Here is a 26311-nt window from a genome sequence, read left to right as displayed (position 1 = left end):
ACGATATGACCGACAGCGCAAAGATGCGCCGCGACGCCCGCGGCAAGCGCCCCAACTTCTACGACACGCCTGGCATGGACCAGATGATGTCGATGATCATGGTCCTTGCAAGCGAGGTCTCGGTGCTCGCCGACGATGTTGATGCGATGCAGCGGATCGCCGCGGCAAACGGCCTCGACCTCAAGGCCGGCATGGCGTCGCTCCAGCTCGACCAGGCGGCGCTGGAGGAACGCGAAGCCCGGCGACAGGCGCTGCTCGACCGCTTGTTCTACCTGATGCGCAAGGAGGCGAGCGAGCTTGCCGCGCAAGAAACAAGCGAGAATTATATCAGCACCATCGACGAGATCGCAGTCGGATGATCGATGCGATCGAGCGGCCGGTTGTGCTGGCCGCGCTGGAGACGGCGGTCGGCAAGGCCAATGTGCTGACCGGCGCTGCGACGCTGGCGCTGAGCACCGACGTTTATCGTCGTGCCGAAGCGCCGCTGGCGGTCGTGCGACCGGGCAGCGTCGAACAGTTGCAGGCGGTGGTGCGTGCGACGGCGCAAACCGGGATCAAGCTGTCGCTGCGCGGCGGCGGTGCGTCCTACACCGACGGCTATATCCCGTTCCAACCCGGGATGGTGTTGATCGACCTCAGCGGCCTCAACCGGATCGTCGGGCTCGACGAGGTGAACGGTCACGTCACGGTGGAGGCCGGCGTTACCTGGGCGGCGTTGCGAGACGCACTGGCCGAACATGATCTTCGCACGCCGTTCTGGGGCCCGTTTTCGGGACTTGGCGCGACGATCGGCGGTTCGATGTCGCAGAACACGATCAGCCATGGATCGGGTGCCTATGGCATCTCCGCAGACTCCGTGCTCTCCTTCGACGTCGTGACGGCGGATGGGTCGCTGCTGTCGACCGGCGCGGCGGCGGCGGGCACCCTGCCCTTCACGCGGCATTTCGGACCTGACCTCACCGGCTTGTTCACCGGTGACTGCGGGGCGCTCGGGATCAAGGCGCGGATCACGCTTCCCGTCATCCGCCGCCGCCCGGCGCATCGGCCGATCTCGTTCGCCTTCCCCGACATGGCCGCGATGCACGAGGCAATGCGGCGCGTGGCGCTGGAGCGGATCGAGGACACGCACTTCTCGCTCGACGCCGCGCTCTCGCAAGGTCAGATCGCGCGCCAGGATCGCGCCGGCGCAACGGTCGACATGGCGCTGTCGATCCTGCGCAGTTCGCCCTCGCTGGTCGCAGGCGCCAAGCAGTTGATGCAGGCCGCGACCTCGGCGCGGCGCACGATCCGCAAGTCGGCCTTCATGGTCCATTACATCGTCGAAGGGTTCGACGACGGCGAGGTGAAGGCGCGGCTGCACCGCATCCGCCAACTGGTCACTCCGCTTGGCCATGAGATCCCGGCGACGGTGCCGGCGGTGGTGCGTGGCATGCCGTTCGCGCCGTTCTTCAACACGCTGGGGCCGGCGGGCGAGCGCTGGGTGCCGCTGCACGGCATTCTGCCGCACAGCCGCGTCGCCGGTTTCGAACGCGATTACCGTGCGCTGCTTGGCACGCGCGAAGCGGAGATGAAGCGGCTCGGCGTCTGGCTGGGCGGCATGTTCGCGACGGTCGGCTCCGGCGGCTTCCTCTACGAGATCGCGATGTACTGGCCAGACGAGATCACCGACTATCACCGCGCGGCGGTACCGGCCGACTATCTGGCAAGCCTGCCGACCTATCCGGCCAACCCGGAAGCGCGCGCCTATATCCATCAGCTCAAGTCGGACATCATCGCGCTGTTCGAAGCGCATGGTGCGACCAATTTCCAGCTCGGCAAGGCCTATCCCTATGCCGAGCGGCTGAAGGCGGACGCGCTGGCGCTGGTCAAATCGATCAAGGCTGCGCTCGACCCCGAGGCGCGGCTCTCTCCGGGCAATCTCGGGCTTTAGGCACCTTCCCGGCCGGTCAATTCCTGCTCGGCCGGGTCGGCCTCTACGAGGTTGAGCAGCACGCCGTCGCAATCGCGCAGGCACACTTCCAGCTGCGCGCGGTGATCCATGCGGAACAATTCGGGCTCGGGCGACCAGGTCGCCCCCGCCCGGCGGAGCGCAGCGAGCGTAGCGTGGATGTCGCGGACATAGAAGACCAGCGCGACCTCCCCGACCTGCGCTGGCCCTGTCCGCATCGGTGGAGAGACCGGATCAAGCGCAGGATCGATCGCGAACAGCCCGATCATGCCGAAGTTCGGACCGCCGCTCTTGACGATGCGGACAGCCAGTGGGCCGTGACCGGCAAAGCCGAGGATGGTCGATGCCGAACTGTCGGTGAGGACGCCCTCATAATAGATCCGGTCGAACCCGAGCGCGGCGTAGAAGGCCGCAGCCCGCTGGAGATCGCGCACGAAGATCGTGCCGCGGATCAGCGCGGACACGGGGCGGCTATTCATCGATGCTCTCCAGTTCATACCATTCGGCGATCAGCGGCCAGCGCATGCAAAGGAACACGCAGTCCTGCTCACGAACCCATAAGTCCGCCGGCGGCCAATCCGCGCGCCAGCGCAGCGCATAGCGTCGGGCGACGAAGGCGCCCGCTGCGACGGTGATCGTCTCCAGCCCCAGATAGGCGACGTCAATCGTCATCGGCTGCACGCCCAGCGCCTCGTCTCCGTTCGGGGAGATCGAGTTGGTCACCGCCGCGATCGGCCGAAAATCTCCGACACGGTCAGTGCCGCGCACCCGTGCGATCAGCGCATCGCCCTGCAAAGGATGCAGCCCCAGATAGGGCAGCCGGCCAGTCGTGACGATCCGCTGTTCCGGGAGGCTGCGGCCGTCCACCTGCGCCGCCACGCGCACCGCATCAGAATGCACCTCGAGCCAATAGGTCGCAGCGACACCCCCGGCTTGATGCACCCGGCAGAAGCCGTCGAGCGGCAGCCAATCCGCATCCATCGCGATCGAAACGTCACGAATGAGTGCGATCGCATCCATCTCGCAAAGCGCGCGCAGAACATGACCGCCAGCATGTGCGATCAACTCGAATCTCTCGCGGCCGATCTCGCGACCATCGGCGGCGCGGTAGGCGATCCGTCCCGATATCGTGCGAGGGCGTTCAGCCATCACCAGTCTCCGGCTTTGGCGGACAGGATAACCCTGGACAGCGCGCGGGGACGCCGGGTGCTTACCCGCTCCTCAATCAAGCAAGGCAACGAAGTCGGCGATTGCGTCGGCCCACTGCTGCGGCTCCTGATCGACGATGTCGATGCCGCCGCCCTGGATTTCGGCATAGGCGAAATCGGGGCGCAGCGCGCGCGCCGTGACTGCCGCATCGTGGATCATGTCGCCGGTATTGGTCAGGATCAATGCCGGCACCGCCAGTGCGCGGATCGCGGCGATGTGATCATAGCCGAAGGCGGCGTGGTGGCCGTACCAATAAGGCCCGCGCGCGACCATCGCCTGCGTCACATAGTCGTTGATACGCTCGACGCTGACGGTGTCGCCCGCGAAACCCGCGCGCGTATCGTAAAGCTGCGCCATATGTGCTGCGCTGGGCAGCGGCACGAAGCGCTTTTCGCGTTCGGCAAAATCGTCGCGCATCGCGAAACGCTGTTCGTCGGGCATCACCATCGTGCCGCCCATGATCACGGCCGCGACACGAGCGGGATGCTGCAGCGCGGCTTCCGTCGCGACCAGCGATCCCGTGTGGTGGCCGCCGACGACCGCGCGATCGACGCCGAGCGCGTCGAGCACGGGCATCACCGCCCTGCTGAAGTCGGCGACGGTCGGTATGCGCGGTGTCGCATCCGACATGCCGAAGCCGGGCATGTCGATCGCAATGGGGCGCAGTCCTCGTGCGGCGAGGGGCGCGAAAACGTTCGAGAACTGATCGGAGTGCATCACCGCCTGATGCAACAGCACAAGCGGACGGCCTTCCGCTGCAAACTGGTAGTGGATCTGGCCGAACGGGCCGTCTGCGTAAGCGCGTCGCATCGTCGTCATGCTCAGGGCACCATGATCTGGCGGATGGCATTGCCATCCGCGAGTTCGTCCAACAGGCTGTTGATCTCGCCGAGGGGGCGGACCGAGGTGAGCAGAACCTCGACCGGAAGCCGCCCGGCGCGCCACATGGCGATGTAGCGCGGCAGATCGCGCGTCGGAACGGACGAGCCCATATAGCTGCCGATCAGCGTCTTACCGTCAGCCACGAGCGCGACCGCCGGGATCGCGAACGTCTCCGCCGGATTGGGCAGCCCGACGGTCACGATGCGGCCGCCGCGGCGTGCCGCCGAGTAAGCCGCTTGAAGCACCACCGCCTTGCCCACCGTTTCGATCACCACGTCGGGTGCACGCTCGGGAAACAGAGCGGCGAAGTCGCTGCCCGGTTCGATCGCCAGCGCACCGCACGTCTCTGCAATGGCGCGCTTCTCAGGCGAGGGATCGATTGCGACGACGGGCGCCGCGCCACTCGCTACCGCTGCCAGAAGCGCCGAGAGGCCGACCCCGCCGAGCCCATAGATCAACACCGATTCCCCCGGCTTTACCCCCGCCGAGTTCATCACCGCCCCTGCCCCGGTCAGCACCGCGCAGCCGAACAATGCGGCGACCTCCGCCGGCATGTCGGCATCGACTTTCACCGCCGAGCGGCGATCGACGACGACATGCGTCGCGAAGGCCGAGACGCCGAGATGGTGGTGCACCTCCCCGCACGCGTCGTGCAGACGCCGCCCGCCGTTGAGCAGCCGCCCCTCCCCGTTGGCCGCCGCGCCCTGGCCGCACATGAACGTCTCGCCGGCCTGGCAGCGCGCGCACTCACCGCACGCCGGCAGGAAGGCGAGGATCACGCGGTCACCGACCTTGAAGCCGGGATCGTCCGGCGTGCCGGTCGCCTCGACGATCCCGGTCGCCTCGTGCCCGAGCGCCATTGGCATCGGCCGCGGCCGATCGCCATTCACCACCGAGAGGTCGGAATGACACAGCCCGGCGGCGTCGATGCGGATGAGCAGTTCGCCCGCGCGCGGCGGATCGAGCGTCAACGTCGCCAGTTCGAGTGGTGCGTTGTCCACATATGGCCGGGCGTGCCCGCCCGATCGCTTGAGGACCGCGGCGGTGATCTCCATCAGTCCGCCTGCCCCCATTTGCGGTCGAACGCCCACACGTCCTCGAAGCCGATCATGCTGCAGAACGTCTTGAAGTCGAACAGCGGGATGTCTGCAGGTTCGCCGTCGAGATCGTCACGCAGACGGATGAGCGCCTGCTCGACCGCTGCAGCCGCCACGAGGCTGGTGAGCGACGGATAGATCGCCAGCGCGAAGCCGATTTCGGCCAGCACATCGCCCTTGAGCGGCGGCGTCAGCCCACCATTCGCCATGTTGACCAGTACCGGCTGCTCGAACGTCTCGCAGACCTTGCGCATTTCCTCTTCGCTGGTCAGCGCCTCGGGGAAGAGGATGTCGGCGCCGGCCTTGGCATAGGCTTCCAGGCGACGCAGCGTGCCGTCCAGCCCTTCGGACTGGCGCGCGTCGGTGCGGGCGATGATCAGCATGTCATCCCGCGCATCCACGGCGACCCTGACCTTCTCGGCCATGTCCCCGACCGAGACGACGCGCTTGTAGGGCGTATGTCCGCACTTTTTGGGGAATTCCTGATCCTCGAGCTGGATCGCGGAGATGCCTGCCGCTTCGTAGCCGCGCACGGTGTGGTGAACGTTGAGCAGGCCGCCGAACCCGGTGTCGGCGTCGGCGATGAGCGCCGCGCTGCATGTGCGCCGCACGGTCTGCATGCGATCGAGCATCTGGTTGTAGCTCACCAGGCCCGCATCGGGCAGGCCATAGGCAGAGGCCGTCAGCCAGTAGCCGCTGCCATAGACGACATCGAACCCGACGCGATCGACGATCGTCGCGGTGATCATGTCCTGCACACCCGGGACGACGAAAAACTTCCCCGCTGCGAGCTTGTCCCGCAATCTCGTGTCACCCATTCACCTGCTCCTCGGTCCACAGCCAGGGCATCGCGGAGCGCTGCCCGGCTTCAAAAGTTGCGATATCTTCGGCGTGCAGCGCGCGGATGCGCGCTATCTCGTTCCAGCCATTGAGCAGCGCCTCGCGGCGCTCTTCCGGCACTTCGAACATGATCGGCGCCTCGCCGGCAGCGGTGATCGTCCGCGCCGTCAGATCGACATCGATCGTAGCGCCCGCCTCCGCCGCTGCACGCAGATCGGAAACGATCGGCGCGCTCAGCACGATCGGCAGCATGCCGTTCTTGAAGCAGTTGGAGTAGAAGATCTCGCCGAAGCTCTCCGCCACAATGACGCGAATGCCGAGACCCGCCAGCGCCCAGGGCGCATGTTCGCGGCTCGAGCCGCAGCCGAAATTCGGGCCGGCGATCAGGATCGGTTCCGCGCAATCCGCTTCCGGGGCGAGGTGAAAGCCGGCCTCGCGGCGATCATGGAACGCGTAGCGTCCAAGGCCCTTCTTCTCAGTGATGAGGAGGAAGCGTGCCGGGAAGATGATATCCGTGTCGATATCGGCATCGGCCAACGACCATGCCGCGCCGGAAACGGTGATCAGCGGAGTCATGCCAGCGTCCTCACGTCGACGATCCGGCCGGCGACAGCCGCGGCGGCAACCATCGCCGGGCTCATGAGGTGGGTGCGCGCCCCCGCCCCCTGTCGCCCCTCGAAATTGCGGTTGGAGGTAGACGCGCAGCGCGCACCCGCGGGCAAGCGATCGTCGTTCATCGCCACGCACAGCGAACAACCCGGCTCACGCCATTCGAACCCTGCGGCCATGAAAATGCGATCCAGGCCTTCTGCTTCGGCCTGGCGCTTCACCGCCATCGATCCAGGCACGACGAGCGCGCGGACATGCTGCGCGACGTGGCGTTCGGCGACGATCGCGGCGGCGGCGCGCAAATCCTCGATCCGCCCATTGGTGCAACTGCCGATGAAGGCATGATCGATAGGGAGGCCGACAATCGCGCTTCCCGCCTCCACGTCCATGTAGCGCAGCGCCTTCGCGGCGGTTTCCCCCTTCGTCGCCGGGATCACGGCGTCGATCGGCATCACTTGACCAGGGCTGGTGCCATAGGTGACCTGCGGCGCAATGGCACCGGCGTCGATGCGGATCTCGGCATCGAACACGGCGTCCGCATCGCTGGCGAGCATCCGCCAACAAGCGAGCGCCGCATCCCAATCCGCACCTTGCGGTGCGCGCGGACGGCCCCGCACATAAGCGAACGTCGTCTCGTCGGGTGCGACGAGACCGGTGCGCGAGCCTGCTTCTATCACCATGTTGCAGAGCGTCATGCGCCCTTCCATCGATAACGCGCGCACGGCCTCGCCAGCGAACTCAACGGCATAGCCGGTCGCGCCCGAGGCGCCGACCTGGCCGATGAAGGCCAACGCCATGTCCTTGGCGCTGATGCCCTTCGGCAGTCGACCGTCGAAGGTCACGCGCATCCGCCTGGCCTTCTCCTGCCACAGCGCCTGGGTCGCCATCACGATGCCGCACTCGCTGGCCCCTACGCCGAATGCGAGCGCCCCCAATGCGCCATGCGTCGAGGTATGGCTGTCGCCGCAGACCAGCGTGATACCGGGCAGGGTGAAGCCCTGTTCCGGGCTGACGACGTGGACGATGCCTTGCCCCGGCCCCGTCAGCGCAAGATATTCGATGCCGAACTCGGCGCAGTTCCGCTCGAGAAGCGCGACCTGCGCACGCGCCAGAGGATCGGCGATCATCTGGTTGCGATCGTGGGTCGGAACGCTGTGGTCGGCAACCGCCAATTGGGTCGTGGTGCGGTGCACGGGCAGGCCATCATCGCGCAGCATCTCGAACGATTGCGGCGTGCTGACTTCGTGCAGCAGGTGTCGGTCGATATAGAGCAGCGTCTGACCGTCGCCGCCTTCGACGACGACATGCGCTTCCCACAGCTTGTCATAGAGCGTGCGGCCTGAGCCGGTGGAAGGGGATGAGCTTGTCATGATGTGACCTGCGGGTGCGCCTGTCCGCGCCAGCGGACAAGCGCGCGGCCGCCGCTCTCCACTCTACGGACAGTCGATGCTCAGCGCGCGGCCTTCAACCAGGCCAATGCCAGTTCGGCGTAGCGATCCGGCACCTCGACGGGGGGATAATGGCCGACATCCTCAAGCGCGATGAACGATCGGCCCTTGGCATTCTTGAGGTAACCGAACAGCTTGTCCCCCAGATAGGGCGGCAGCACCGGATCCCGCATGCCCCAGATGACCAGCACCGGCGCCTTGACCGCATCGAGGCGGGCCATGGTCGGCGCCTTGTTCGAGGTCAACGCCTGCAGCGCCGTGTAATTGGGATCGATGCCGCGGAGGTTGTAGTTGTAATAGGCGTCGACCTGCGCCTCGGTGATGCGAGAGCGATCCCCCCACAGCCATTCGAAATAGGTGCGCCAGAAAGGCCGATCCTCGAGCCCGTTGGTCTTGGCGCGCGCGTTCGCCGCTTCCATTTCCGGGGTGAGCACCGGCTTCAATTCGCTGACCGGGTCGGATGGCGTGTTGGAAAGGATCAGGCCGTCGACCCGATCGGGATACGTGGCTGCGAAATAATAGGCCAGCGTGCCGCCACTCGACGTGCCAAGGATGGTCACCTTGTCGATCTTCAGCTGGTCGAGGAACTGAAGGACCATGTTCTCGGGCGAACCGACGGCCGCCACCGCTTCGTTCGACAGAGGGCCGGAAAGGCCCGTCGGCGGCTGGTCGAAACGGACGATGCGATAATGCTTGACGAGCCGGGCGACGACCGGATCCCAGCTCGCGAGCGAACTGCGCGAACCGTGCAGGAGCAGCAGCACCGGCCCCTTGCCCTCGTCTCGATAGCGCAGTTCGACTCCGCCCGCGATCTTGAGATAGCGATCTGCGGGCTTACCGAGCTTGGTGCGCAACTGCGCGAGCGGAACCTTCTGCGAAAGCGGCGTCGCCTGCGCGACGGCCAAGGCCGGCGTCAGCGCCAACAGACCCGCGAACAGAGCGATGAAACGGCGCATGGCGCGATCCTTTCCTGATCAGCGCTTGGGCGCGAAGCGCATCAGCAGCGCGCCCAGCATATTGAGAATTCCCGGCACGATCCCGAACACCACCATGGTGCCGAGCAATGCCTGGTCGGACTGCGGCAGGCCGGCCACGGCGCGCGCGCTGTCGAAGCCGAACGCGCCGAAGATCAGCCCCGTGAGCAACGTGCCGCCGAGCGCGAAGGCGATCTTGTCCGTGGCGATCCATGCGGCCGAATACAGCCCGGCGCGCCGCTCATCCTCGGCCGCGATGTCGGCCACCATCGAGAAGCCGAGCATCGCCCAGCCGGAGTTGCCGACCGCCGCGAGGAACGAGAGGGCGAGGGCCGCTTCCGCCCCCCAGGACGCGCCGAAACTCCAGGTGAAATAGAACAGGCCATGGATCAGCGCGCCCGCGATGTAGCAATTGCGCTTGCCGAACTTCGCCGCGAGCGCGACCCATATCGGCTGGGCGACGAGGATGCCGGCGCACGCGGTGAGAACCAGGCCGCCGACCAGCGTCAACGCGTCCGTACGGCCCATATTGTAGCTGAGGAAATAGAGCAAAGCGGCGTAGGACATCCCCTGCCCGATCAGCTGCAGCAGATTGGCGCTCAGCATGATCGAGAATTGGGGGGCAAGCAGCGCGCGCACCGCTTCGCCCGCGGGCATGCGGACGCGCTGCGCGTCCGGCTTCGCTTCGATCCGCCCGCGCGTCGCGGCCCGTGTGCCCGCCCATGCGATCAACAGCGCGACGGGGCAGATCACCGCCAGCACGACGGCCATCGCCTCATAACCATCGGCTCCGCCGCCGAAGCGCTGGACGAGGCCAGGGGCAAGCCCCCCCGAAACCATGACGCCCACTGCGGTGAAGGCGAGGCGCCATGCCATCAGGACATTGCGTTGCCGCGGGCTCGCGGTCAGTTCGCCCGCCAGCGCCAGATAGGGCACGGAGAAGCTGGCGAAGACGATCATGTAGAGGCTGAAGATCGCCGCCACATAGGCGACCTGAACACCGGTCGAGGCTTGCGGCACATGGAACAGCAGCAGCATTGCCGCCGGCGCACCGAGCGCGCCGACCAGCAGCCAGCTGCGGCGCGGGAAGCGCCGCTTCCAGCGATCGGAGAGGATGCCGACAAGCAGGTCGCTGCCCACGCCCCAGACGAGCTTGGGCACGAAGATTGCCGCCCCGGCGATGGCCGGTGCGATACCGAGCACGGACGTCATGAAGAAGAGCAGCAGCAGCGAGGGAAGATCGCGGAAGACCTGCCCGGCAATCTGACCGAAGCTGTAGATGATGATCGGCACCATGGCGGTGCGCGGCGCGGGTATTTCCGCCGCCGGATCGGTCATCGTCGCGGTGGTCATGGCTTGGATCCTGCTTGCGAGGGAATGGTCATTTACGGGTCAATCGTACGGGCCCTGCAGCGGCCAGATGCCCATCGAACACGCGGCGCGACTTCGCGTCCTTCGCCAGGAAAGCATTCATGAACAGCGTGGAAAGCTCGACCGCGGTGGCGAGCTGCGCGGTCTGGCGCTCGGCCTCGATCTCACGGCAGATCAGTCCACCGAAATAGTGATCGACACCGTCGAGCACGAGCGCATAGCGATCACCGCCCGGAGGCGCGGCTTCATAAGCCGCAAGATGCCCGCGCCATCCGGCGGGATCGGTGGAGCCCATCGGGATGTCGCGATCGCCGGTCTGGATCAGCGCCGGCACGGCGAGCTTCGCATAGCCAGCGGCGTCGATCAGCGGCGGCGTGATGCCGGGCGGTGAAAAGGCGAGGACCGCCGACACCCGCGGCAGGCGCTGCGAGCCGGTCAGCCCCTGCGGCATCATCGCCTGCGCCCCGCCCATCGTCAGCGCGGTGAGGCCGCCATAGCTGTGGCCGGCGGCAACGAAGCGCTCGGCGCGAACGGCTTGCGCCACCGCGCGCATGTCCTCGATCCGCGCTTTCCAGCTCGCCAAACCCGCAAACGCCTTGGTCTGCGGATGATCGGTCGAATCGACATGCAGCGGCGCCAGTATTTCGTAGCCGGCCGCCACCCAGGGGCTCAGCAGCTTCTCATATTTCCACGGGGCGGAGAGGGCGCCGTGCGAGAAGGCGATCACACCCCGGCGTCGGCCGGTCGGAACCCAACGCCATACCTCGACCGCACGGCCTCCCTCGGCCGACAGCGTGAGTTTGGTCGCCGGCTGCGCGGTGGCAGCACCGGCGCGCGCGGCGGCCAGCAGCGTGAAACCGGCGACGCCCTGCAGGACCAGCCGGCGCGAGACGATGTCGAACTCAGAACGCATGTCCCTCCCAGTCGCTTGCGTCAGCGATTGCCGGATTGTCCCGACGAGTATCCGCACGCAAGCGCGCATGTCGCGAGCGCATGCGGCAAATCTATCCGCCTGCCGGAGACGCCCCGTGCCCTCCCCTTCTCGCCTTCCCGGTTTCGTGGTGGCTTGGCATCACAAATCTGAGGATTCCCTGATCATGCTCGACATTCGCCAGCCCCAGCTCCGTCCCGAAGTACAGACCTTTCTCGATCGCCGCGGCAAGGGCGAAGGACTGCTGGTCGGCGGTGCATGGCGTACGGCTTCCGATGGCGCGACGCTCGCGACGCTCGACCCGGCCACGGGGCGCGAAACCGCGCGGATCGCGGCCGCGACCGCAGGCGACGTCGATGCTGCCGTCTCCGCCGCGCGCGTCGCGTTCGACGGCTGGCGCAAGACGACACCGGTCAAGCGCGCGCGTATCCTCTGGGCGATCGCCGACCTTATCGAAGCCAATATCGACGAACTGGCCGAACTCGAGACGCTGGACCAGGGCAAGCCGCTCTATGTCGGCCGCTGGGCCGAAATCCCGGGCGCGGTCAACCAGTTCCGCTTCTATGCCGGCCAAGCCATGGCGATCGAGGGTCAGACGCTCAACAGCTCGATCGACTATCAGCCGGCAGGCAAGCAGGTTTCAGCCTGGACGGTCCGCGAGCCGGTCGGCGTGGTCGCGGCGATCGTGCCGTGGAATTCACCGCTGGTGCTGACCGCGATGAAGCTTGCCCCCGCACTGGCCGCCGGCTGCACGATCGTGCTCAAGCCTGCCGAGGATACGTCGCTCACCGCGCTGCGCCTTGCGGAATTGATGATCGAGGCCGGGCTGCCCGAGGGCGTCCTGAACGTCGTCACCGGCCTCGGTTCGGCGACTGGTGCCGCGCTGGCCAACCATCGCGGCGTCGACAAGGTGGCGTTCACCGGATCGACCGAGACCGGCCGCGCCATCCTCGATGCCGCCAAGAGCAATTTCAAGCGCGTCACGCTGGAGCTGGGTGGCAAATCCCCCGCGATTGTGCTGCCCGACGCCGATCTCGACCTTGCGATCCCCGGCGTCGCCAACGCGATCTTCTTCAACGCTGGCCAGGTCTGCATCGCGGGCTCTCGGCTCTATGCGCATCGCTCGATCTTCGACAAGGTCATCGAGGGCGTCACCGCCTACGCACAGGGTTTGTCGATCGGCCATGGTCTCGACGCTGCCACGCAGATGGGACCGCTGGTGTCGGCCAAGCACGCGACACGCGTTGCGAGCTTCGTCGAGGGCGCGCGGAACGACGGCGCGACATTGTTGACCGGCGGCGAGCGGCTGGGCGAGGCCGGGGCCTTCGTGTCGCCGACCGTCATCGTCGACGTGAAGCCGGAAATGGCGATCGTGCGCGAGGAAGTGTTCGGGCCGGTGCTCGTGGCGCAAGCCTATGACGATCTCGACGAGGTGGTGAATGCGGCGAACGACAGCGACTATGGCCTCGCCGCCAGCGTGTGGACGCAATCCCTGTCCGATGCGCACCGGATGAGCGCCGCGATCCGCGCCGGCACGGTGTGGATCAATTGCCACGCCATGTACGACGCCTCACTGCCGATCGGCGGCATCAAGCATTCGGGCTGGGGTCGCGACAGCGGGCGCCAGGCGATGGACAGCTATCTCGAGTGGAAGACCGTCTGCGCGGTGATCTGAACCGATGCGCGCAATGGGCGCCTACGTGCTCGCATAGTGGAGAAACGGATGCGCGCCTCTGTCACGGCGCGCGTCAGCAGACACAATCACGGCCATAGCGGGCCGACCTGCATGGCTCTCCAAGATATTTAGAGGAAGGGGTTTCAATGGCGTATCGCCTTGGTGTCGATGTCGGAGGGACGTTCACCGACCTGCTCTTGCTCGAAGAGGAAAGCGGCGAATTCTGGCGACACAAGACGCCGTCGACGCCAGCGGACAGTTCTGTCGGCATCCTCAACGGGGTCGAGGCGATCTGCGCCAAGGCTGGCGTCACCCCGGCCGAAGTCGAGGTGTTCCTGCACGGCACCACCGTTGCGACCAACGCAATCCTGGAGGGCAAGGGGTCGCGCGTCGGCCTGATCGTGACCGAGGGTCACCGCCAGATCATGCAGATCGCGCGCAGCTTCGTGCCCGGTGGCCTCGCCGGCTGGATCGTCTGGCCGAAGCCTGAGCCGCTCGCCGCGCTGGAGGACACGTTCGAGATCAAAGGTCGCATGGATGCGTTCGGCAAGGAGTTGCGCACGATCGATGACGACAACATCCGCGCCGTTCTGGAAAAGGTGAAGGCGCGCGGTGTCGAGGCGCTGACCGTCAGCCTGATGAACAGCTACATCAACGGCGCGCACGAGAAGCGCGTTGCCGAACTGGCAGCCGAGATCCTTCCCGACGTGCCGATATCGCTCAGCCACATCGTGCTTCCCGAGATGCAGGAATATGAGCGCACGTTGACCACGGTCGCCAATGCCGCGGTGCGCCCGGTCGTCGGCCGCTATGTCCGCAACCTGCGCAGCAAGCTGCGCGAATCCGGCATGGCAGGCAGGATCTCGCTGCTGCGTTCTGATGGCGGCCTGATGTCGTCCGAAGCGTCGGAGGAGCAACCGGTCGCGCTGCTGATGTCGGGTCCGGCGGGCGGCGTCACCGGCGCGTTGTGGGTCGGCAAGAATGCCGGCATCCGGAACATCCTGACCCTCGACGTGGGCGGCACCTCCACCGACGTCGCGCTGATCGAAAATCTCGAAGCACGCCGCGTGCGCACCACCGAAGTCGGCAGCCTGGCGGTGCGTGCCTCGGCGCTCGATGTGAAGACGGTGGGCGCCGGCGGCGGCTCGATCGCCTATGTGCCCGAACTGACCAAGGCGCTGCGCGTCGGCCCGCAATCGGCGGGCGCCGTGCCGGGGCCGGTCGCCTACGGCAAGGGCGGTACGCTGCCGACCGTGACGGACGCCAATGTCGTGCTCGGCTATCTGCCGGAGGCACTGCTGGGCGGCACGTTCAAGCTCGACAAGGCTGGTGCGGAAAAGGCGGTGCAGACCATCGCCGACGCGCTCGGGATCGGCCTCTATGAAGCGGCGCGCGGCATCATCGACATCGTGAACGAGAACATGTTCGGCGCGCTGCGCATGATCTCGGTCCAGCAGGGATACGACCCGCGGGACTTCGCGGTGATGGGCTTCGGCGGCGCAGGTCCGCTGCATGTCAACGCGGTCGCGCGACTGATGGGCAGCTGGCCCGCGGTCTCTCCGGTGTCGCCGGGCGTGCTGTGCGCGCTGGGCGATGCGACCACCCGGATGCGATCGGAAACCGCCCGTTCCTTCTCCCGCCGCTTCAGCGAGACCGACGAGGCGGAAGTCCGCACCATCCTGGATGAGATGGCGACGCAAACCCGCGACGCGCTGAAGGCCGATGGCGTTCCGGAGGCCGAGATCACCAGCCTGTTCGAGATCGACGTGCGCTATGAAGGCCAGGCCTTCGAAGTGCCGCTGTCGATCGATGCCGAGACGCTGGCAAGGGATGGCCTCGCCGGCATCACCGCCCGCTTCGACGACGAACACAAGCGCCTGTTCACCTTCAACATGGAATCGGCGCACGAGCTGGTCAATCTGCGCGCCGTCGCGCTGGGCAAACCGCTCGAGCTGGAGGCAGCCGAACTGCCCAAGGGCAATGGCGACCCGATCGAAGCCAAGGTCCGCGACCACCAACTGTGGATCGACGGCGCCTTGCGGCCGGCGGTAATTTACGATCGCGCCAGGCTTCGCCAGGGCGACCGCATCCCCGGCCCCGCCATCGTGATCGAGATGGATTCGACCACGCTGATCGAAGCCGACTGCACCGCCACGGTCGACCGTGTCGGCAACATCCTCATCAACCCGACCAACGCGTAAGGAACTCACACGATGGCCACGATCGTCCAGAGCAACGACGCGCCGTTCAACCCCAAGCCGATCGATCCCGTCACGCTGGAGGTGATCGAGAACGCGCTGCGCAACGCCCGCACCGAGATGGACGCGACGCTGGTGCGCACCGCCATGTCACCCGGCATTCGCGAACAGGGCGACGCCTTCCCACTGATCGCGGACCATCAGGGCCGCATGATCGTCGGCCAGTTCGGCTCCTACATCGGCCCCTTCCTCGACGGCTATGATGGCACGATCGAGGATGGGGACATGATCATGTTGTCCGATCCCTATTCGGTCGGCGGTGCGATCAGCCATTCCAACGACTGGCTGGTGCTGCTTCCGGTGTTCAAGGACGGGCGGCTGATCGCCTATACCTCGATGTTCGGGCATCAGAGCGACATCGGCGGCATGGTGCCGGGATCGATGCCCATCCACGCCACATCGATCTTCCAGGAAGGCGTGCGCATCCCGCCGGTGAAGATCTGGAAGAAGGGCGAGTACAACGCCGACCTCATCGACCTGATCATGACCCAGGTTCGCACGCCCGACTGGTGCAAGGCGGATCTGAACGCGCTCATCGCCTCATGCCGTGTCGCGGCACGCCGCGTCGTCGAGATGGCCGAGCGCTTCGGCGACGACGTGTTCGTTGCGGCAACCGAGGAACTGCTGCAGCGCAATTATCGCGCGATGAAGCAGCTGATCGCGAGCTCTGTCGGGGTCGATCCGGTCAGCTTCGAAGACTATATCTGCGACGACGGCATGGGTTACGGCCCGTACAAGATCAAATGCACGATGTGGCGCGAGGGCGAGAAGGTCATCCTCGATTTCTCGGGAACCGATCCGCAAAGCCCGGCCTCGATCAATTTCTTCCTCAACGAAAACATGCTGAAGATGTTCTTCGGCATCTACATGATCATGGTCTTCGATCCGCAGATCCTGTTCAATGACGGCTTCTATGACCTGATCGACGTCCGCATTCCCAAGGGGTCGCTGCTCAAGCCCGAATTCCCCGCCGCACTGTCCGGCCGCACCCATGCGCTGGGGCGCATCTTCGACGTGCTGGGCGCGTTGCTGGGACAGAAGACGCCCGAATTCCTCAACGCCGCGGGCTTCTCGTCCTCGCCGCACCTGTTCTATTCGGGGACGGACAGGAAGGGCAAATATTTCCAGCTCTTCCAGATCGGTTTCGGCGGCGTGCCGGGTCGGCCGCTGGGCGACGGACCCGATGGCCACTCGCTCTTCCCGGCCTTCACCAACGTGCCGAACGAGTTTCTCGAGCGCTACTTCCCGATGGTCATCGAGCGTTACGAGACCGCGCCGGACTCCGGCGGTGCCGGGCTGCATCGCGGCGGAAACGGCATCCACATGACCTATCGTTTCCTGGAGCCCGGCAACATCGCCATCCATGACGACCGCTGGTTCGTGCCGCCGTGGGGCGTGAATGGCGGCAAGCCGGCGCAGCGCGCACGCAAGATCCTGGAAAAGGCCGATGGCACGCAGCTGATGGTCGGCAACAAGCAGGAGGATATCCCGGTCGAGGCCGGCGACCAGTTGCATTTCATCACCTGGGGCGGCGGCGGGTGGGGTGACCCGCTCGAGCGCGATCCTGCGCTTCTCGAAAAGGAGATCCGCCAAGGCCTGGTCACGGCCGAAGGTGCGCGCGCCTATGGCGTGGTGATCGCTGACGGCGTGGCCGATGCGGCGGCGACGGAAGCGCTGCGCGCAAAGCTGCGCAATGAGCGCGGCGCGCTTCCCACCTTCGACTTCGGCCCGGACATCGAGACGTTGCGGGCGAACTGCGAGGCCGAGACCGGCCTGCCCGCTCCGCGCCAGCGGCTGTGGTCGGACGTCGAGTTGCCGGAAGCGCTGGCGGCAGAGTGAACAAGGTCGGCTCCACGGCGCATTCGCCGGGGGCCTCTGCCGCCCCCGCCCAAAAATAAGGCGGCAGACCGGTTGTCGTCCGCAGCCGGGAACCGGCGGTGACGGTGCAGTTCCTAGAGCTGCGCCGTCACCGCTTTGGTTTCGAGATAGGCATCCAGGCCGTCCTGGCCGAACTCACGGCCCCAGCCCGATTGGCCGAACCCGCCGAACGGCACGTTGGTGCCGACCGCGCCATGGCAGTTGATCGAAACATGACCGGCGCGGATCCGCGACACCAGGCGATGCGCCGTGGAGAGGTCACGCGTCCACACGCTGCCGGAAAGGCCGTAGGGCGTATCGTTCGCCATTGCGGCGATCGCATCGAGGTCGTCGGTGGCGAAGCGTTGGACGGCCATGACCGGTCCGAATATCTCTTCTCGCACCACCGCCATATCCGGGGTCGTCGCGGTGAAGATCGCCGGCGAGATGAAGTTGCCGGCGCGGTCGAGCCTTTCCCCGCCCGTCACCAGCGTGGCGCCGGCCGCCTTCGCGCCCGCGATATGCCCCATCACCTTGGCCGTGTGCGCGTCCGAGATCATCGGGCCAAGCATCGTGCCGGGGGTGAGGCCATGGCCCAGGGTCATGCCCTCGGCGAAACGGGCGAGCCGCTCGATGAAGTCGTCATGGATCGCATCGTGCAGGAAGATGCGCGTACCGGCCATGCAGTTCTGGCCCTGCAGGAAGAAGGTCGCCATCGCCACGCCGGGCACCGCGCGTTCCAGATCGGCGTCAGGCATCACCACCACCGGCGATTTGCCGCCCAACTCCAACGACACCTTCTTCAGATTGCCCATCGCCGCATGAACGATACGCCGACCGGTCGCGGTCGATCCCGTGAAGCTGATCTTGTCGACACCGGGATGCTCTGCGAGCGCAGCCCCCGCTTCAGCCCCCAGGCCGTTGACGATGTTGACGACGCCATCCGGAAAGCCCGCATCGAGGATCATCTGGCCGAGCGCCAGCGCCGACAGCGGCGTCTCTTCCGAGGGCTTCATGACCACGGTGCAGCCCGCCGCCAGCGCCGGCGCCAGCTTCAGGATCGCGGTGGACAGCGGCACGTTCCACGGCACGATCTGCGCGGCCACACCGATCGGCTCACGCAGCGTGTAGGTCAGCGCCTCTCCGCCGGCCGCGATGTGGCGCGGCGGCGCCATGGTGGCACCTTCGATGCGCAGGATTGCCCCGGCATAATAGTCGATCATCTCGACATTGTTCGCCACCGTCAGTTCAGCGATGAACATCGGCATGCCGTTGTCGATCACGTCGAGCTCGGCGAGCAGACGGGCATTGTCCTGCATGATCCGGGCAAGCCGCGACATCAGCGCGGTGCGCTCGCCGGCCGACATCCGCCGCCACGGTCCCTCGAACGCGCGCCGCGCGGCGGCGACCGCACGATCGATCTCGTGTGCGCCGCCCAGTTGCACGTCGGCGAGGCGCAAGCCTGTGGCCGGGTCGCGCGTCTCGTGCGCGGCGACCCCGTCGACCCAGTCACCGCCGATCAGCAGGCGATGCGTCTGGGCGAGAAATGCGCGGGTCTGGGGCGCGATGTCATGGCCGTCGAAGGGAAGCGCCGCGCTCATATGGCGACCGTCCTGCAATCATATTCGAACAAACCGAGCGACTCCTCGTCCTTCATCTGGCCCAGGCCGAACAGATTGCTGTCCGCGCCCTGCATGCGGTCGGCATTGGCGTTGCTTTCTGCCTGGATCCAGGTCGCGCGCTCATGGCGCGCGGCGACATAGCGCCGCAGCCCTTCCGGCACATCCTCCCCGGCGGCCAAGGCACGCGCCAGCACCACCGCATCCTCCAGCGCGCACGCAGCGCCATGGCCCAGGAACGGGGTCATCGCGTGCGCCGCATCCCCCATCAGCGCGACCCGCTCGTCCACGATCCAATCCTTGAGGGGGCTGCGTGCATTGATCGCCCATTTGAACAGTGGCTGTCGCGAAGCCGCCGCGATGAGCCGCTGCACGTCGTCGCTCCACCCTTCATAGGTCGCGGCGAGATCGGCGGGATCGGCCGGGATCGTCCAGCCCTCGTCGGTCCAGCCTTCCTGCCGTGCGAAGAACACCATGTTGAGCCACTGGTTGCCGCGCACGCCATAGCGCGTGATCATGCGGCCGGGCCCGATATGGATGCCGGGATATTCCGTAAGGTCTCGGATCGCGTCGTCGACGGGTGCCAATGCCCGCCATGCCACATGGCCGGTGAACACCGCCGGACCGCTTTCGAAGCGCTTGCGGATCACGGACTTCACCCCGTCCGCACCGATCAGCGCATCGCCCTCGACCCGTTCGCCATCTGCGAGGATCGCGGACGTGCCGGCGCTGTCGACCACCGCAGCGCCGTTGCGCAGTTCGACGCCGGCCGCGGTTGCCGCTTCCAGCAGCAGCGTGTGCAGGTCGGCACGATGTACGGTGACATAGGGCGCGCCATATTTCGCGCGCTGGCTGGCCCGTTCCATCGGCACGAGCGTACGGCCATCCTGCCAATGCTGGATGCGCTGACGGCTCGGCTCGATCCCGGCCGCAGCGACCGCCTCGCAGATGCCGATATGGTCGAGACCTTTCATCGCATTTGGCGACAGCGTCACCCCCGCGCCGATCTCGCCGAACACCGGTGCTGCCTCAAGCAGCACCGCCTGCATCCCGGCCTGGGCGATGGCGGTCGCGGCGGTCAACCCACCGATGCCGCCGCCGACGATGACGATCTTCTTGCTCACTCGCTCCCTCCCGCGCTGCTACCGTCTTCTAGGCCGCAGCCTTGTTGCCACGCATAAACCGCTCGCCGATTGCTCGCCATGCGGAGAGGATCAGCCGGTCTCGACCAGTTCGAGCAGTTCGCCTGCCGGACCGTGCACCGTCAGCGCACGGCGCCCGTCGTAGAGCGGCCCCTCGCGCACCACCGGCGGCGCGATGCCGGCGATATCCAGCGTGTCGAGATCATCCACCGCCAGGGTCACCAGCGCGTTGCCGGGCGGCAAGGCGCCAGGGTGGAGCGGCCGTTGCACCGCGGCATCGGGAAAGTCGTCGATCTCGAGGATCGGCCGGCGCCCTTTCTGGACCACCGTGAGCGTGGTCAGATGATCGTCGGGCAGACCGAACGCCTTGTTGATCATCGTATAGGGAATGATGTGGGTATCGACGATGTCGAGGTGGAGGCTTCGGCCGTACCATTCGGCGCTCGCCATGCGGTCGGGCGTCGCCAGGATCGCGATGAAGATATGGTCCGTTTGCGAGCGCGCCCTGGGCAGGTCGCAATTGGGCATGTCGGCCGCGACTTCGTTGAGATAGAGCATTTCACGGCCCGGACCAAACACCTGCATCGGTACGAAGAACGGCATCGACGCGATCTGGCGCGGCGGGCCGATCACCTCGAAACCGCTGCCCGCCAGCCGCTCCGGCCAGCCGAACACGTCCTGCACCGTCAGTTCATAGGCGGCCCAGCCATAGCTGCGCATCGGCCGGAAGTCCTCCGGCAGATCGCCTTCGACCAGACGGAAGAAGCAGGGCGTTCCGCTTCGGGGCTGCAGCGTCGCCATTCGCGCGCCGGCGCTGGCGGGGCAGCCCCAGCTTGCGGCAAGATCGCCGTCGAGCACGTCGATCGCGACCAGATCGAGACCGAGCCGGCCGCGATAATCCGCAACCGCCGCATCCAGGTTCGGTACCGTCACCACGCCGCCCAGGATCGCACCATGCGTGATCGCGCTCATGCGGCTGCGGCCGCCGCTTCGATGCGCGCATACGGTATCAATGCATTTCCTCGCCGCCCGAAACGTTGAGCGCTTCGCCCGTCACATAGACCGCGTCGTCCGAAGCCAGCCAGGCACAGGCGCCGGCGGTATCGCTCGGCAGGCCGGGCCGACCGAGCGGGTTCTTGCGCTTCATATTCTCGACGTAGGCCTCGGCACTGGCGAAACCGAGCAGCTTCGAGAAATAGGCGTTCTGCTCTGCGCCCAACGCCGTCGTCACATGGTTCGGGCAAACGGCGTTGACCGTGATGCCATGCGCGCCAAGTTCGATCGCACTCGCCCGGGTCAGGCCGACCATGCCATGTTTGGAGCTGACATAAGCGGCAAGATGCGGGAAGCCCGACTTCGCGGCCTGGCTGGCGATGTTGATGATGCGGCCGCCGTTGCCCCGCGCGATCATCGCGCGCGCCGCCGCCTGCGTGCAGTAGAATGCGCCCGACAGGTTGACGCCGATCACCTGATCCCAGTCGGACGTCTCGACATCAAGCAGCGGCTTCATCATGAAACCGATGCCTGCATTGTTGACGAATATGTCCACGCCGCCGAACGCCGCCACCGCGGCATTGACCAGCGCGCTGCAATCCGAAGCCTTGCCGACGTCGCACGCGATCGTTGCGACCTTTGCACCGCGACCGCGAAGCTCCTCCGCCACGCCCTCCGCTTCGGCGGTGATCGCGCGATCGGAAACGACGCAGTTCGCCCCTTCATCGGCAAAGCGCTGCAGGATCGCCTGCCCCAGCCCCTTCTCCCGGCCTGAGCCGGTGACGACGATGGTCTTGCCCGCGAAGCGTGCCATCACAGGTCCTGCGTCAGAAGGAATTGAGGATTGTCGGCGAAGTCGCCGAACGCGGCAGCGACTTGCTGGAACGCCTCCGTCGAGACCTCGGCTACGAAGGGGTCCATCGCCTGGATGTCGATGATTTCGACATATTGATAGGGTGCCGGTGCATCGCTGCCGAACAGTCCGGTGGTACGATGAACGGTAAAGCGATCGACCGACGACAGCGCGTTGACACCCGGGATGTCGGTGCCCTTGGCCCAGGCCTCATAAGCGGCGGGATCGACGCCCGGCTTCAGATTGAACAGAACGACGATGCGCATCCGTGCGTCTCCTTCGCGTTGATGGGGTTGTCGCCGGACGCCACCCCACAAAAATAGTCGAGCGGCGCCGCGAAAATCCGGGGATCCGCGTCAGGCGCGAGTTCCGCCGCCAGCGCGCGCTTCGCGGCGGTCTGCGCATCGCTCATCGGCGCGTCCGGATGGCCGAGCGTTTTCGGGATTTCGCGCTCGATCCGAGTGCCATGCGCCATGGTCAAGACCAGACGCTGGGGCCCCAGGGCGTTGAGATCGGGGTTGCCATCTAGTGTGATCGTCAGCTTGGCGGCCAATGCCGCGATCGCCGGCTCAGCGAAATTTTCGGACGTGAAGCGGCGGGGATCGATCCGGCCGTCGCTGAGCATCAATGCCGTCAGCAGCGGCAGGCACAGCCGCGCATAAGCCGGCGACATATCCGGCTTGAACGGTCGACCGACCAGCCGCTGGATCAGCGGCGGCGCGAAAAGTTCCAGCGCGACGATGTTCTCCGGGGCTACATCATGATCCCGCAGGAGCCCGTCGAGCGCAGCAAGCAGGCCGTGGCTGGCCCGGCCGGACGGCCACGGCTTGATCGAGCATTCCGCGATCCGCCAGACACTGCCGAGTTGGCCGGCATAATCGCCGAGCTCGCCCTCGTCGAACAGCTTCAGATAACCAAATGATCCTTCCAGCGCGTCGTGCGGCCCGCTCAGGCCCGCCACGACGAGGTCGACCACCGCAACGGCGGCGCGCGCGGCGTTGGCGACCTGCAGCGGCAGCGCGATCGAACCCTCGACATGAGCCTGCATCGTGCCGGCGATCTGCGCCACGGCAAGCCCGAGCACATCGTCGAAGCGCTCTACGCCCGCGATGCGGGCAACCGCCAGCGCCGCGCCGACGGTGCCCGCGGTCGCCGGGCGGAAAAAGCGCACCGGCGTCTTCGCGATCATCCCCAGCCCGCTCGCAACGTCGACGCCGACCGCAATCGCCGCCAGCGCCTCATCGGGATCGCAACCGCCGCGCCGGTCGATCGCCGCGCCGACCGCCGCGGTGACGGTGGAAAGCGCGTGCACCACCGCCGGCTCGTGCAACGCGTCCCATTCCAGGCAATGGATCTGGAATGCGTTGACGAACGCCGCACCCGCAGCCGGCAGTCGCCCCCTAGAACCGAGAAGGCGGCTGTCCTGCCCTGCGCCCCAGCGCGCAGCGGCCTCACGCACGCCCGCCGCACCCGGCGCGGTCGCGCCCGCGGCCCCCACCGTGAGCGTGTCGATCAGCATCGCCTCTGCCGCGGCGCGCACCACGGGCGGCAGGCGATGATCCGCGCGAGCGAAGTCGATCAGACGGGCGGTTGCGGTCATGATCAATGCTCCAGGTTGCGATGACGGCATCGGCACGATCGCGGCAAAACAGATGCTCTTTTCTGATCCCGCCGCCCCCGCCTCTCCACCGCCAGCACGACATATCGCCGCCTGCCGGACAAAATTCGATTGCCCGCTGGTGCGGCCGGACGCGCGGCATAGCCTTCCGGTTCGATGGAAGGGGATGGCATGCACGGACCGGCGCCACGTTCGGAATTCCGCCTGGGCACGAAGCCGCTGATCGCGGCGCTGCTCGGCGTCACTTGCGGCGCGTCTCCGCTGCCGTTCAACGTCCTGCCGCTGATGATCGGCCCGATCCATGCGGAGCTGAACTGGGACTTCGCGCTGATCAGCGCCGGCGTCACCGTCTTCGGCGTGATCGGCGCGTTGCTCGCACCCGTCTATGGCGGCGCGGCCGACCGGTTCGGCGTGCGGCCGGTCGCCCTTGCGTCGCTCGCCGGGTTCGCCATCGGCTTCGCCGCGCTCTATTTCATTCCGGCCCATCCGATTGGCTACATCGCGTGCTGGGCGGCACTGGGCCTGATCGGCATCGGCTCGACACCAGTGACGTGGAGCCGCGCAATCAGCCTGTGGTTCGACAAGCATCGCGGCCTCGCGCTTGCCATCATGCTGATGGGTACCAGCCTTGCCGCGCTGATCGTGCCGCAGATTGCCCAGCGGGCCATCGAGGCGGGCGGCTGGCGCACGGCCTTTCCGGCGGTCGCGCTGCTGCCACTGGTGGTGGCCCTGCCGGTCGCGCTGCTGTGGTTTCGCGAACCGCATGCTCATGAACGTCCCGCCAGCGTGGAAACCGCCTCTGGCGAGGTTTGGGGCCTGACGCTGCGGCAGGCGACGCGCGACTACCGCTTCTGGGTGCTGCTGGTCTCGATCCTGTTGATCGCCTTCGCCTATGGCGGCGCGCATATTCACATGGCGCAGATGGTGCAGCTTCACGGCTTCTCGCCACAGGTGGCGGCGAGCGTGATGGGCGTGGTCGCGCTCGGCATCCTTTCCGGCCGCCTGATCGTCGGCTTCCTGTTCGATCGGTTCTGGGCGCCGGGCGTCGCCTTTCCCGCGCTGATGCTGCCGGCGATCGCGTGCTTCATGCTGATGGGCACCGACACATCGTTGTCGTTGGTCATCACCGCGGGCTTCCTGCTCGGCGTCGCGGCGGGGACCGAAGCCGATGTGATCGCGTTCCTGACCGCCAAATATTTCGGCATGGCGCACTTCGGCCGCATCTACGGCATGCTCTACATGCCGTTCGGCGTCGGCGCGGCCATCTCCCCGATCATCTATGGAACGGTGCGTGACCGCACGGGCAATTACGACCCGATGCTGATGGCGGCGATGGTTCTATTCTCCGCAGGTGGCGCGCTGCTGCTGACGCTTGGCCGCTACCCGCGCCCCACCACCGCCACCGCATGATCCTTGGTGACAGAGTAAAGCGATGAAACAGGACGTCCCGCCCCCCTATACCGCGGTTACGCGCCATGCGGTGTTCCCGGTGCCGAGCCATGACGAGGCCGCGCGCTACAATTTCCTGGCGAACTTCAACAAGCACATGTCCGGCGCGCTCGGCGCCGGCAACAAGCTCGCCTACGACACGCGCGTTCTGCCGGCGTTCCGCGCCGAACACGGTCGCGATCCCGCCGACCGGTTCGAGATCCGGCATGCGATGAACGAGGATCCCTGGCACCGCCTCTGGTCGGCCTGCCGCCGCAATTCGATGGAGATGCGCCAGCAGAACGGCCGCTCCATCGTGCTGCGCCAGCTCGACGAGCTGGATGCCAAGGTCCGGCAGTTCAACGAAGGCCGCGACACGCTGGAACTCGATCCCGACGTGAAGGTGCCGCGCTATCAGGGGGCGGTGGACATCCATTGCATGCCCGGCAGCTATCATGGCGAGGAGCGGCCCGGCGACGTTTCCGCCGGCGCCAATTACGACAGCGGCCTGTTCGCGACGACCGGCGGCCAGCTCGGGGCGTTGAACGACGGTGGTGGCCAGGCGCTGGTCGAGTGGATCAGGCGCGAGAAACCCGGTTGGGCCCCGCGCCGCATCCTCGATCTCGGCGCGACGGTCGGCCACAATATCGTGCCGCTGGCGCAAGCCTTCCCGGAGGCCGAGGTGATAGCGATCGACACCGCCGCGCCGGTGCTCCGCTATGGCCACGCCCGCGCGCAGGCGCTGGGCGTGCGCAACATCCGCTTCGTGCAGATGGACGCCGAGCATATGGGACGCTTCCCGGACGGGCATTTCGACTGGGTGCAGACGACGATGTACCTGCACGAACTTTCGGGCAAGTCGCTGCCGGCGATCATCCGCGAAAGCGTGCGCGTGCTGGCGCCAGGCGGCCTCATGTTCCACCTCGAACAGCCGCAATACAGTGCCGAGATGCCGCTTTTCGAGCAGTTCCTGCGCGACTGGGACGCGTTCAACAACAACGAGCCCTTCTGGTCGGCAATGCATGCGCTCGACCTCAAGCAGATCATGGAGGACGCAGGCTTGCCCCGCAGCTGCCAGTTCGTCGCCGGCGTACGCGCCGTCGCAGACCGCAACATCTTCCCAGATGCGCCCGCACCGGACGAAGAGGATTATGGCCGCACCGCCAAGTGGAACGCCTATGGCGCGTGGAAACCCCAGGCATGAGCGAAATCGATTGGATCGCCCGCGCCGGTGCCCGCGCCAAGGGCAAGCGCCCGGACTTCCTCGGCGACCCCGTTGCCGAAAGGATGCTCTCGATCCTGCTAGCCGTCGCGGGTGAGGTTTCGGTGCTCAGGGAGAGGGTCGACACGATCGAGCGCCTGCTCGACGCCAAGGGATCGATCGATCGGGCCGACATCGAACGCTATACGCCCGATGCCGAGGCGTCATATGAGCGCAGCGTCATGACCAAGGACTATGTCGCGCGCATCATGCGCGGCATGCAGCAGGACATGGAGGCGATGCAGACGACCGAGCGTCCGCTCGCCGATATCAGCGGGGAATTGCGCGACAGCTGAGC

At 66.5% G+C, this 26311-nt stretch carries 24 protein-coding genes; 8 read left to right on the top strand and 16 right to left on the bottom strand.

The window, feature by feature from the left end; all coding sequences use genetic code 11:
- Positions 1-5 precede the first annotated feature (5 nt).
- Entirely contained in the window at positions 6-359 is a 354-nt protein-coding gene (locus FHS96_RS20265; protein WP_429595923.1) for a hypothetical protein, read from the top strand.
- A complete protein-coding gene (locus FHS96_RS20260; RefSeq protein WP_429595920.1) occupies positions 356-1930 on the top strand; it encodes an FAD-binding oxidoreductase in 1575 nt (524 codons plus the stop codon). The genes FHS96_RS20265 and FHS96_RS20260 overlap by 4 nt, the downstream gene beginning before the upstream one ends.
- Here FHS96_RS20260 and FHS96_RS20255 read toward each other — a convergent pair.
- The 10 genes from FHS96_RS20255 to FHS96_RS20210 all read right to left on the bottom strand — a co-directional run bounded on the left by FHS96_RS20255 (position 1927) and on the right by FHS96_RS20210 (position 11291).
- Complete coding sequence (locus FHS96_RS20255; RefSeq protein ID WP_429595917.1) at positions 1927-2427, bottom strand: VOC family protein; 501 nt, start codon at positions 2425-2427, stop codon at positions 1927-1929. The two genes, FHS96_RS20260 and FHS96_RS20255, sit on opposite strands and share 4 nt — an antisense overlap.
- Positions 2420-3097 (bottom strand): hypothetical protein, encoded by a 678-nt coding sequence (locus FHS96_RS20250; protein WP_429595914.1) that lies wholly within the window; start codon positions 3095-3097, stop codon positions 2420-2422. The genes FHS96_RS20255 and FHS96_RS20250 overlap by 8 nt, the downstream gene beginning before the upstream one ends.
- A gap of 72 nt (positions 3098-3169) precedes the next feature.
- Entirely contained in the window at positions 3170-3967 is a 798-nt protein-coding gene (locus FHS96_RS20245; RefSeq protein ID WP_429595911.1) for an alpha/beta fold hydrolase, read from the bottom strand.
- 11 nt (positions 3968-3978) lie between these two features.
- Positions 3979-5094 (bottom strand): alcohol dehydrogenase catalytic domain-containing protein, encoded by a 1116-nt coding sequence (locus tag FHS96_RS20240; RefSeq protein ID WP_429595908.1) that lies wholly within the window; start codon positions 5092-5094, stop codon positions 3979-3981.
- Positions 5094-5954 (bottom strand): isocitrate lyase/PEP mutase family protein, encoded by an 861-nt coding sequence (locus FHS96_RS20235; protein ID WP_429595906.1) that lies wholly within the window; start codon positions 5952-5954, stop codon positions 5094-5096. The genes FHS96_RS20240 and FHS96_RS20235 overlap by 1 nt, the downstream gene beginning before the upstream one ends.
- Complete coding sequence (gene leuD / locus FHS96_RS20230; protein WP_429595903.1) at positions 5947-6552, bottom strand: 3-isopropylmalate dehydratase small subunit; 606 nt, start codon at positions 6550-6552, stop codon at positions 5947-5949. Before leuD ends, FHS96_RS20235 begins: the two co-directional genes overlap by 8 nt.
- The gene (gene leuC / locus FHS96_RS20225; RefSeq protein ID WP_429595900.1) at positions 6549-7955 is read right to left on the bottom strand and encodes a 3-isopropylmalate dehydratase large subunit; all 1407 of its coding nucleotides are present in this window, start codon (positions 7953-7955) and stop codon (positions 6549-6551) included. The genes leuD and leuC overlap by 4 nt, the downstream gene beginning before the upstream one ends.
- Positions 7956-8035: 80 nt before the next feature.
- Positions 8036-8989 carry an alpha/beta fold hydrolase gene (locus FHS96_RS20220; RefSeq protein ID WP_429595897.1) on the bottom strand — a complete coding sequence of 318 codons (954 nt, stop codon included), beginning with the start codon at positions 8987-8989 and terminating at the stop codon, positions 8036-8038.
- 18 nt (positions 8990-9007) lie between these two features.
- Complete coding sequence (locus tag FHS96_RS20215) at positions 9008-10360, bottom strand: MFS transporter (RefSeq protein ID WP_429595894.1); 1353 nt, start codon at positions 10358-10360, stop codon at positions 9008-9010.
- A 28-nt stretch (positions 10361-10388) separates the two neighbouring features.
- Positions 10389-11291, bottom strand: coding sequence for an alpha/beta hydrolase family protein (locus FHS96_RS20210; RefSeq protein ID WP_429595892.1), 903 nt, complete (start codon positions 11289-11291; stop codon positions 10389-10391).
- Between the two features lie 184 nt (positions 11292-11475).
- Between FHS96_RS20210 and FHS96_RS20205 the strand changes: the two genes are divergently transcribed.
- The 3 genes from FHS96_RS20205 to FHS96_RS20195 all read left to right on the top strand — a co-directional run bounded on the left by FHS96_RS20205 (position 11476) and on the right by FHS96_RS20195 (position 17081).
- On the top strand, positions 11476-12984 hold the full coding sequence (locus FHS96_RS20205; protein ID WP_429595889.1) for an aldehyde dehydrogenase family protein: 1509 nt from the start codon (positions 11476-11478) through the stop codon (positions 12982-12984).
- Positions 12985-13130: 146 nt separating this feature from the next.
- Positions 13131-15185, top strand: coding sequence for a hydantoinase/oxoprolinase family protein (locus tag FHS96_RS20200; protein ID WP_429595886.1), 2055 nt, complete (start codon positions 13131-13133; stop codon positions 15183-15185).
- Between the two features lie 12 nt (positions 15186-15197).
- Positions 15198-17081 carry a hydantoinase B/oxoprolinase family protein gene (locus tag FHS96_RS20195; protein WP_429595883.1) on the top strand — a complete coding sequence of 628 codons (1884 nt, stop codon included), beginning with the start codon at positions 15198-15200 and terminating at the stop codon, positions 17079-17081.
- Positions 17082-17194: 113 nt separating this feature from the next.
- On the opposite strand, the gene FHS96_RS20190 is transcribed toward FHS96_RS20195, so the two are convergent.
- The 6 genes from FHS96_RS20190 to FHS96_RS20165 all read right to left on the bottom strand — a co-directional run bounded on the left by FHS96_RS20190 (position 17195) and on the right by FHS96_RS20165 (position 23306).
- On the bottom strand, positions 17195-18700 hold the full coding sequence (locus FHS96_RS20190) for an aldehyde dehydrogenase family protein (protein WP_429595880.1): 1506 nt from the start codon (positions 18698-18700) through the stop codon (positions 17195-17197).
- A complete protein-coding gene (locus tag FHS96_RS20185) occupies positions 18697-19842 on the bottom strand; it encodes an FAD-dependent monooxygenase (protein ID WP_429595877.1) in 1146 nt (381 codons plus the stop codon). Before FHS96_RS20185 ends, FHS96_RS20190 begins: the two co-directional genes overlap by 4 nt.
- Positions 19843-19932: 90 nt before the next feature.
- The gene (locus FHS96_RS20180) at positions 19933-20832 is read right to left on the bottom strand and encodes a VOC family protein (RefSeq protein WP_429595875.1); all 900 of its coding nucleotides are present in this window, start codon (positions 20830-20832) and stop codon (positions 19933-19935) included.
- Positions 20833-20869: 37 nt separating this feature from the next.
- A complete protein-coding gene (locus FHS96_RS20175; protein WP_429595873.1) occupies positions 20870-21667 on the bottom strand; it encodes an SDR family NAD(P)-dependent oxidoreductase in 798 nt (265 codons plus the stop codon).
- Positions 21667-21972, bottom strand: coding sequence for an REDY-like protein HapK (locus FHS96_RS20170; protein ID WP_429595870.1), 306 nt, complete (start codon positions 21970-21972; stop codon positions 21667-21669). The genes FHS96_RS20175 and FHS96_RS20170 overlap by 1 nt, the downstream gene beginning before the upstream one ends.
- Positions 21945-23306 (bottom strand): MmgE/PrpD family protein, encoded by a 1362-nt coding sequence (locus FHS96_RS20165; protein WP_429595867.1) that lies wholly within the window; start codon positions 23304-23306, stop codon positions 21945-21947. Before FHS96_RS20165 ends, FHS96_RS20170 begins: the two co-directional genes overlap by 28 nt.
- A gap of 189 nt (positions 23307-23495) precedes the next feature.
- Between FHS96_RS20165 and FHS96_RS20160 the strand changes: the two genes are divergently transcribed.
- From FHS96_RS20160 to FHS96_RS20150, 3 genes are read left to right on the top strand one after another with little or no spacing between them, the layout of a single operon-like run.
- Positions 23496-24734 (top strand): MFS transporter, encoded by a 1239-nt coding sequence (locus FHS96_RS20160; protein WP_429595865.1) that lies wholly within the window; start codon positions 23496-23498, stop codon positions 24732-24734.
- A 22-nt stretch (positions 24735-24756) separates the two neighbouring features.
- The gene (locus FHS96_RS20155; RefSeq protein ID WP_429595862.1) at positions 24757-25956 is read left to right on the top strand and encodes a class I SAM-dependent methyltransferase; all 1200 of its coding nucleotides are present in this window, start codon (positions 24757-24759) and stop codon (positions 25954-25956) included.
- On the top strand, positions 25953-26309 hold the full coding sequence (locus FHS96_RS20150; RefSeq protein ID WP_429595859.1) for a hypothetical protein: 357 nt from the start codon (positions 25953-25955) through the stop codon (positions 26307-26309). The genes FHS96_RS20155 and FHS96_RS20150 overlap by 4 nt, the downstream gene beginning before the upstream one ends.
- Positions 26310-26311 lie beyond the last annotated feature (2 nt).

The sequence above is a fragment of the Sphingomonas zeicaulis genome, from assembly GCF_050433225.1.
GTDB lineage: Bacteria > Pseudomonadota > Alphaproteobacteria > Sphingomonadales > Sphingomonadaceae > Sphingomonas_D > Sphingomonas_D zeicaulis.
The sequence above is the reverse complement of the archived record's forward strand: the minus strand, read 5'-3'. Positions and strand labels throughout refer to the sequence as shown.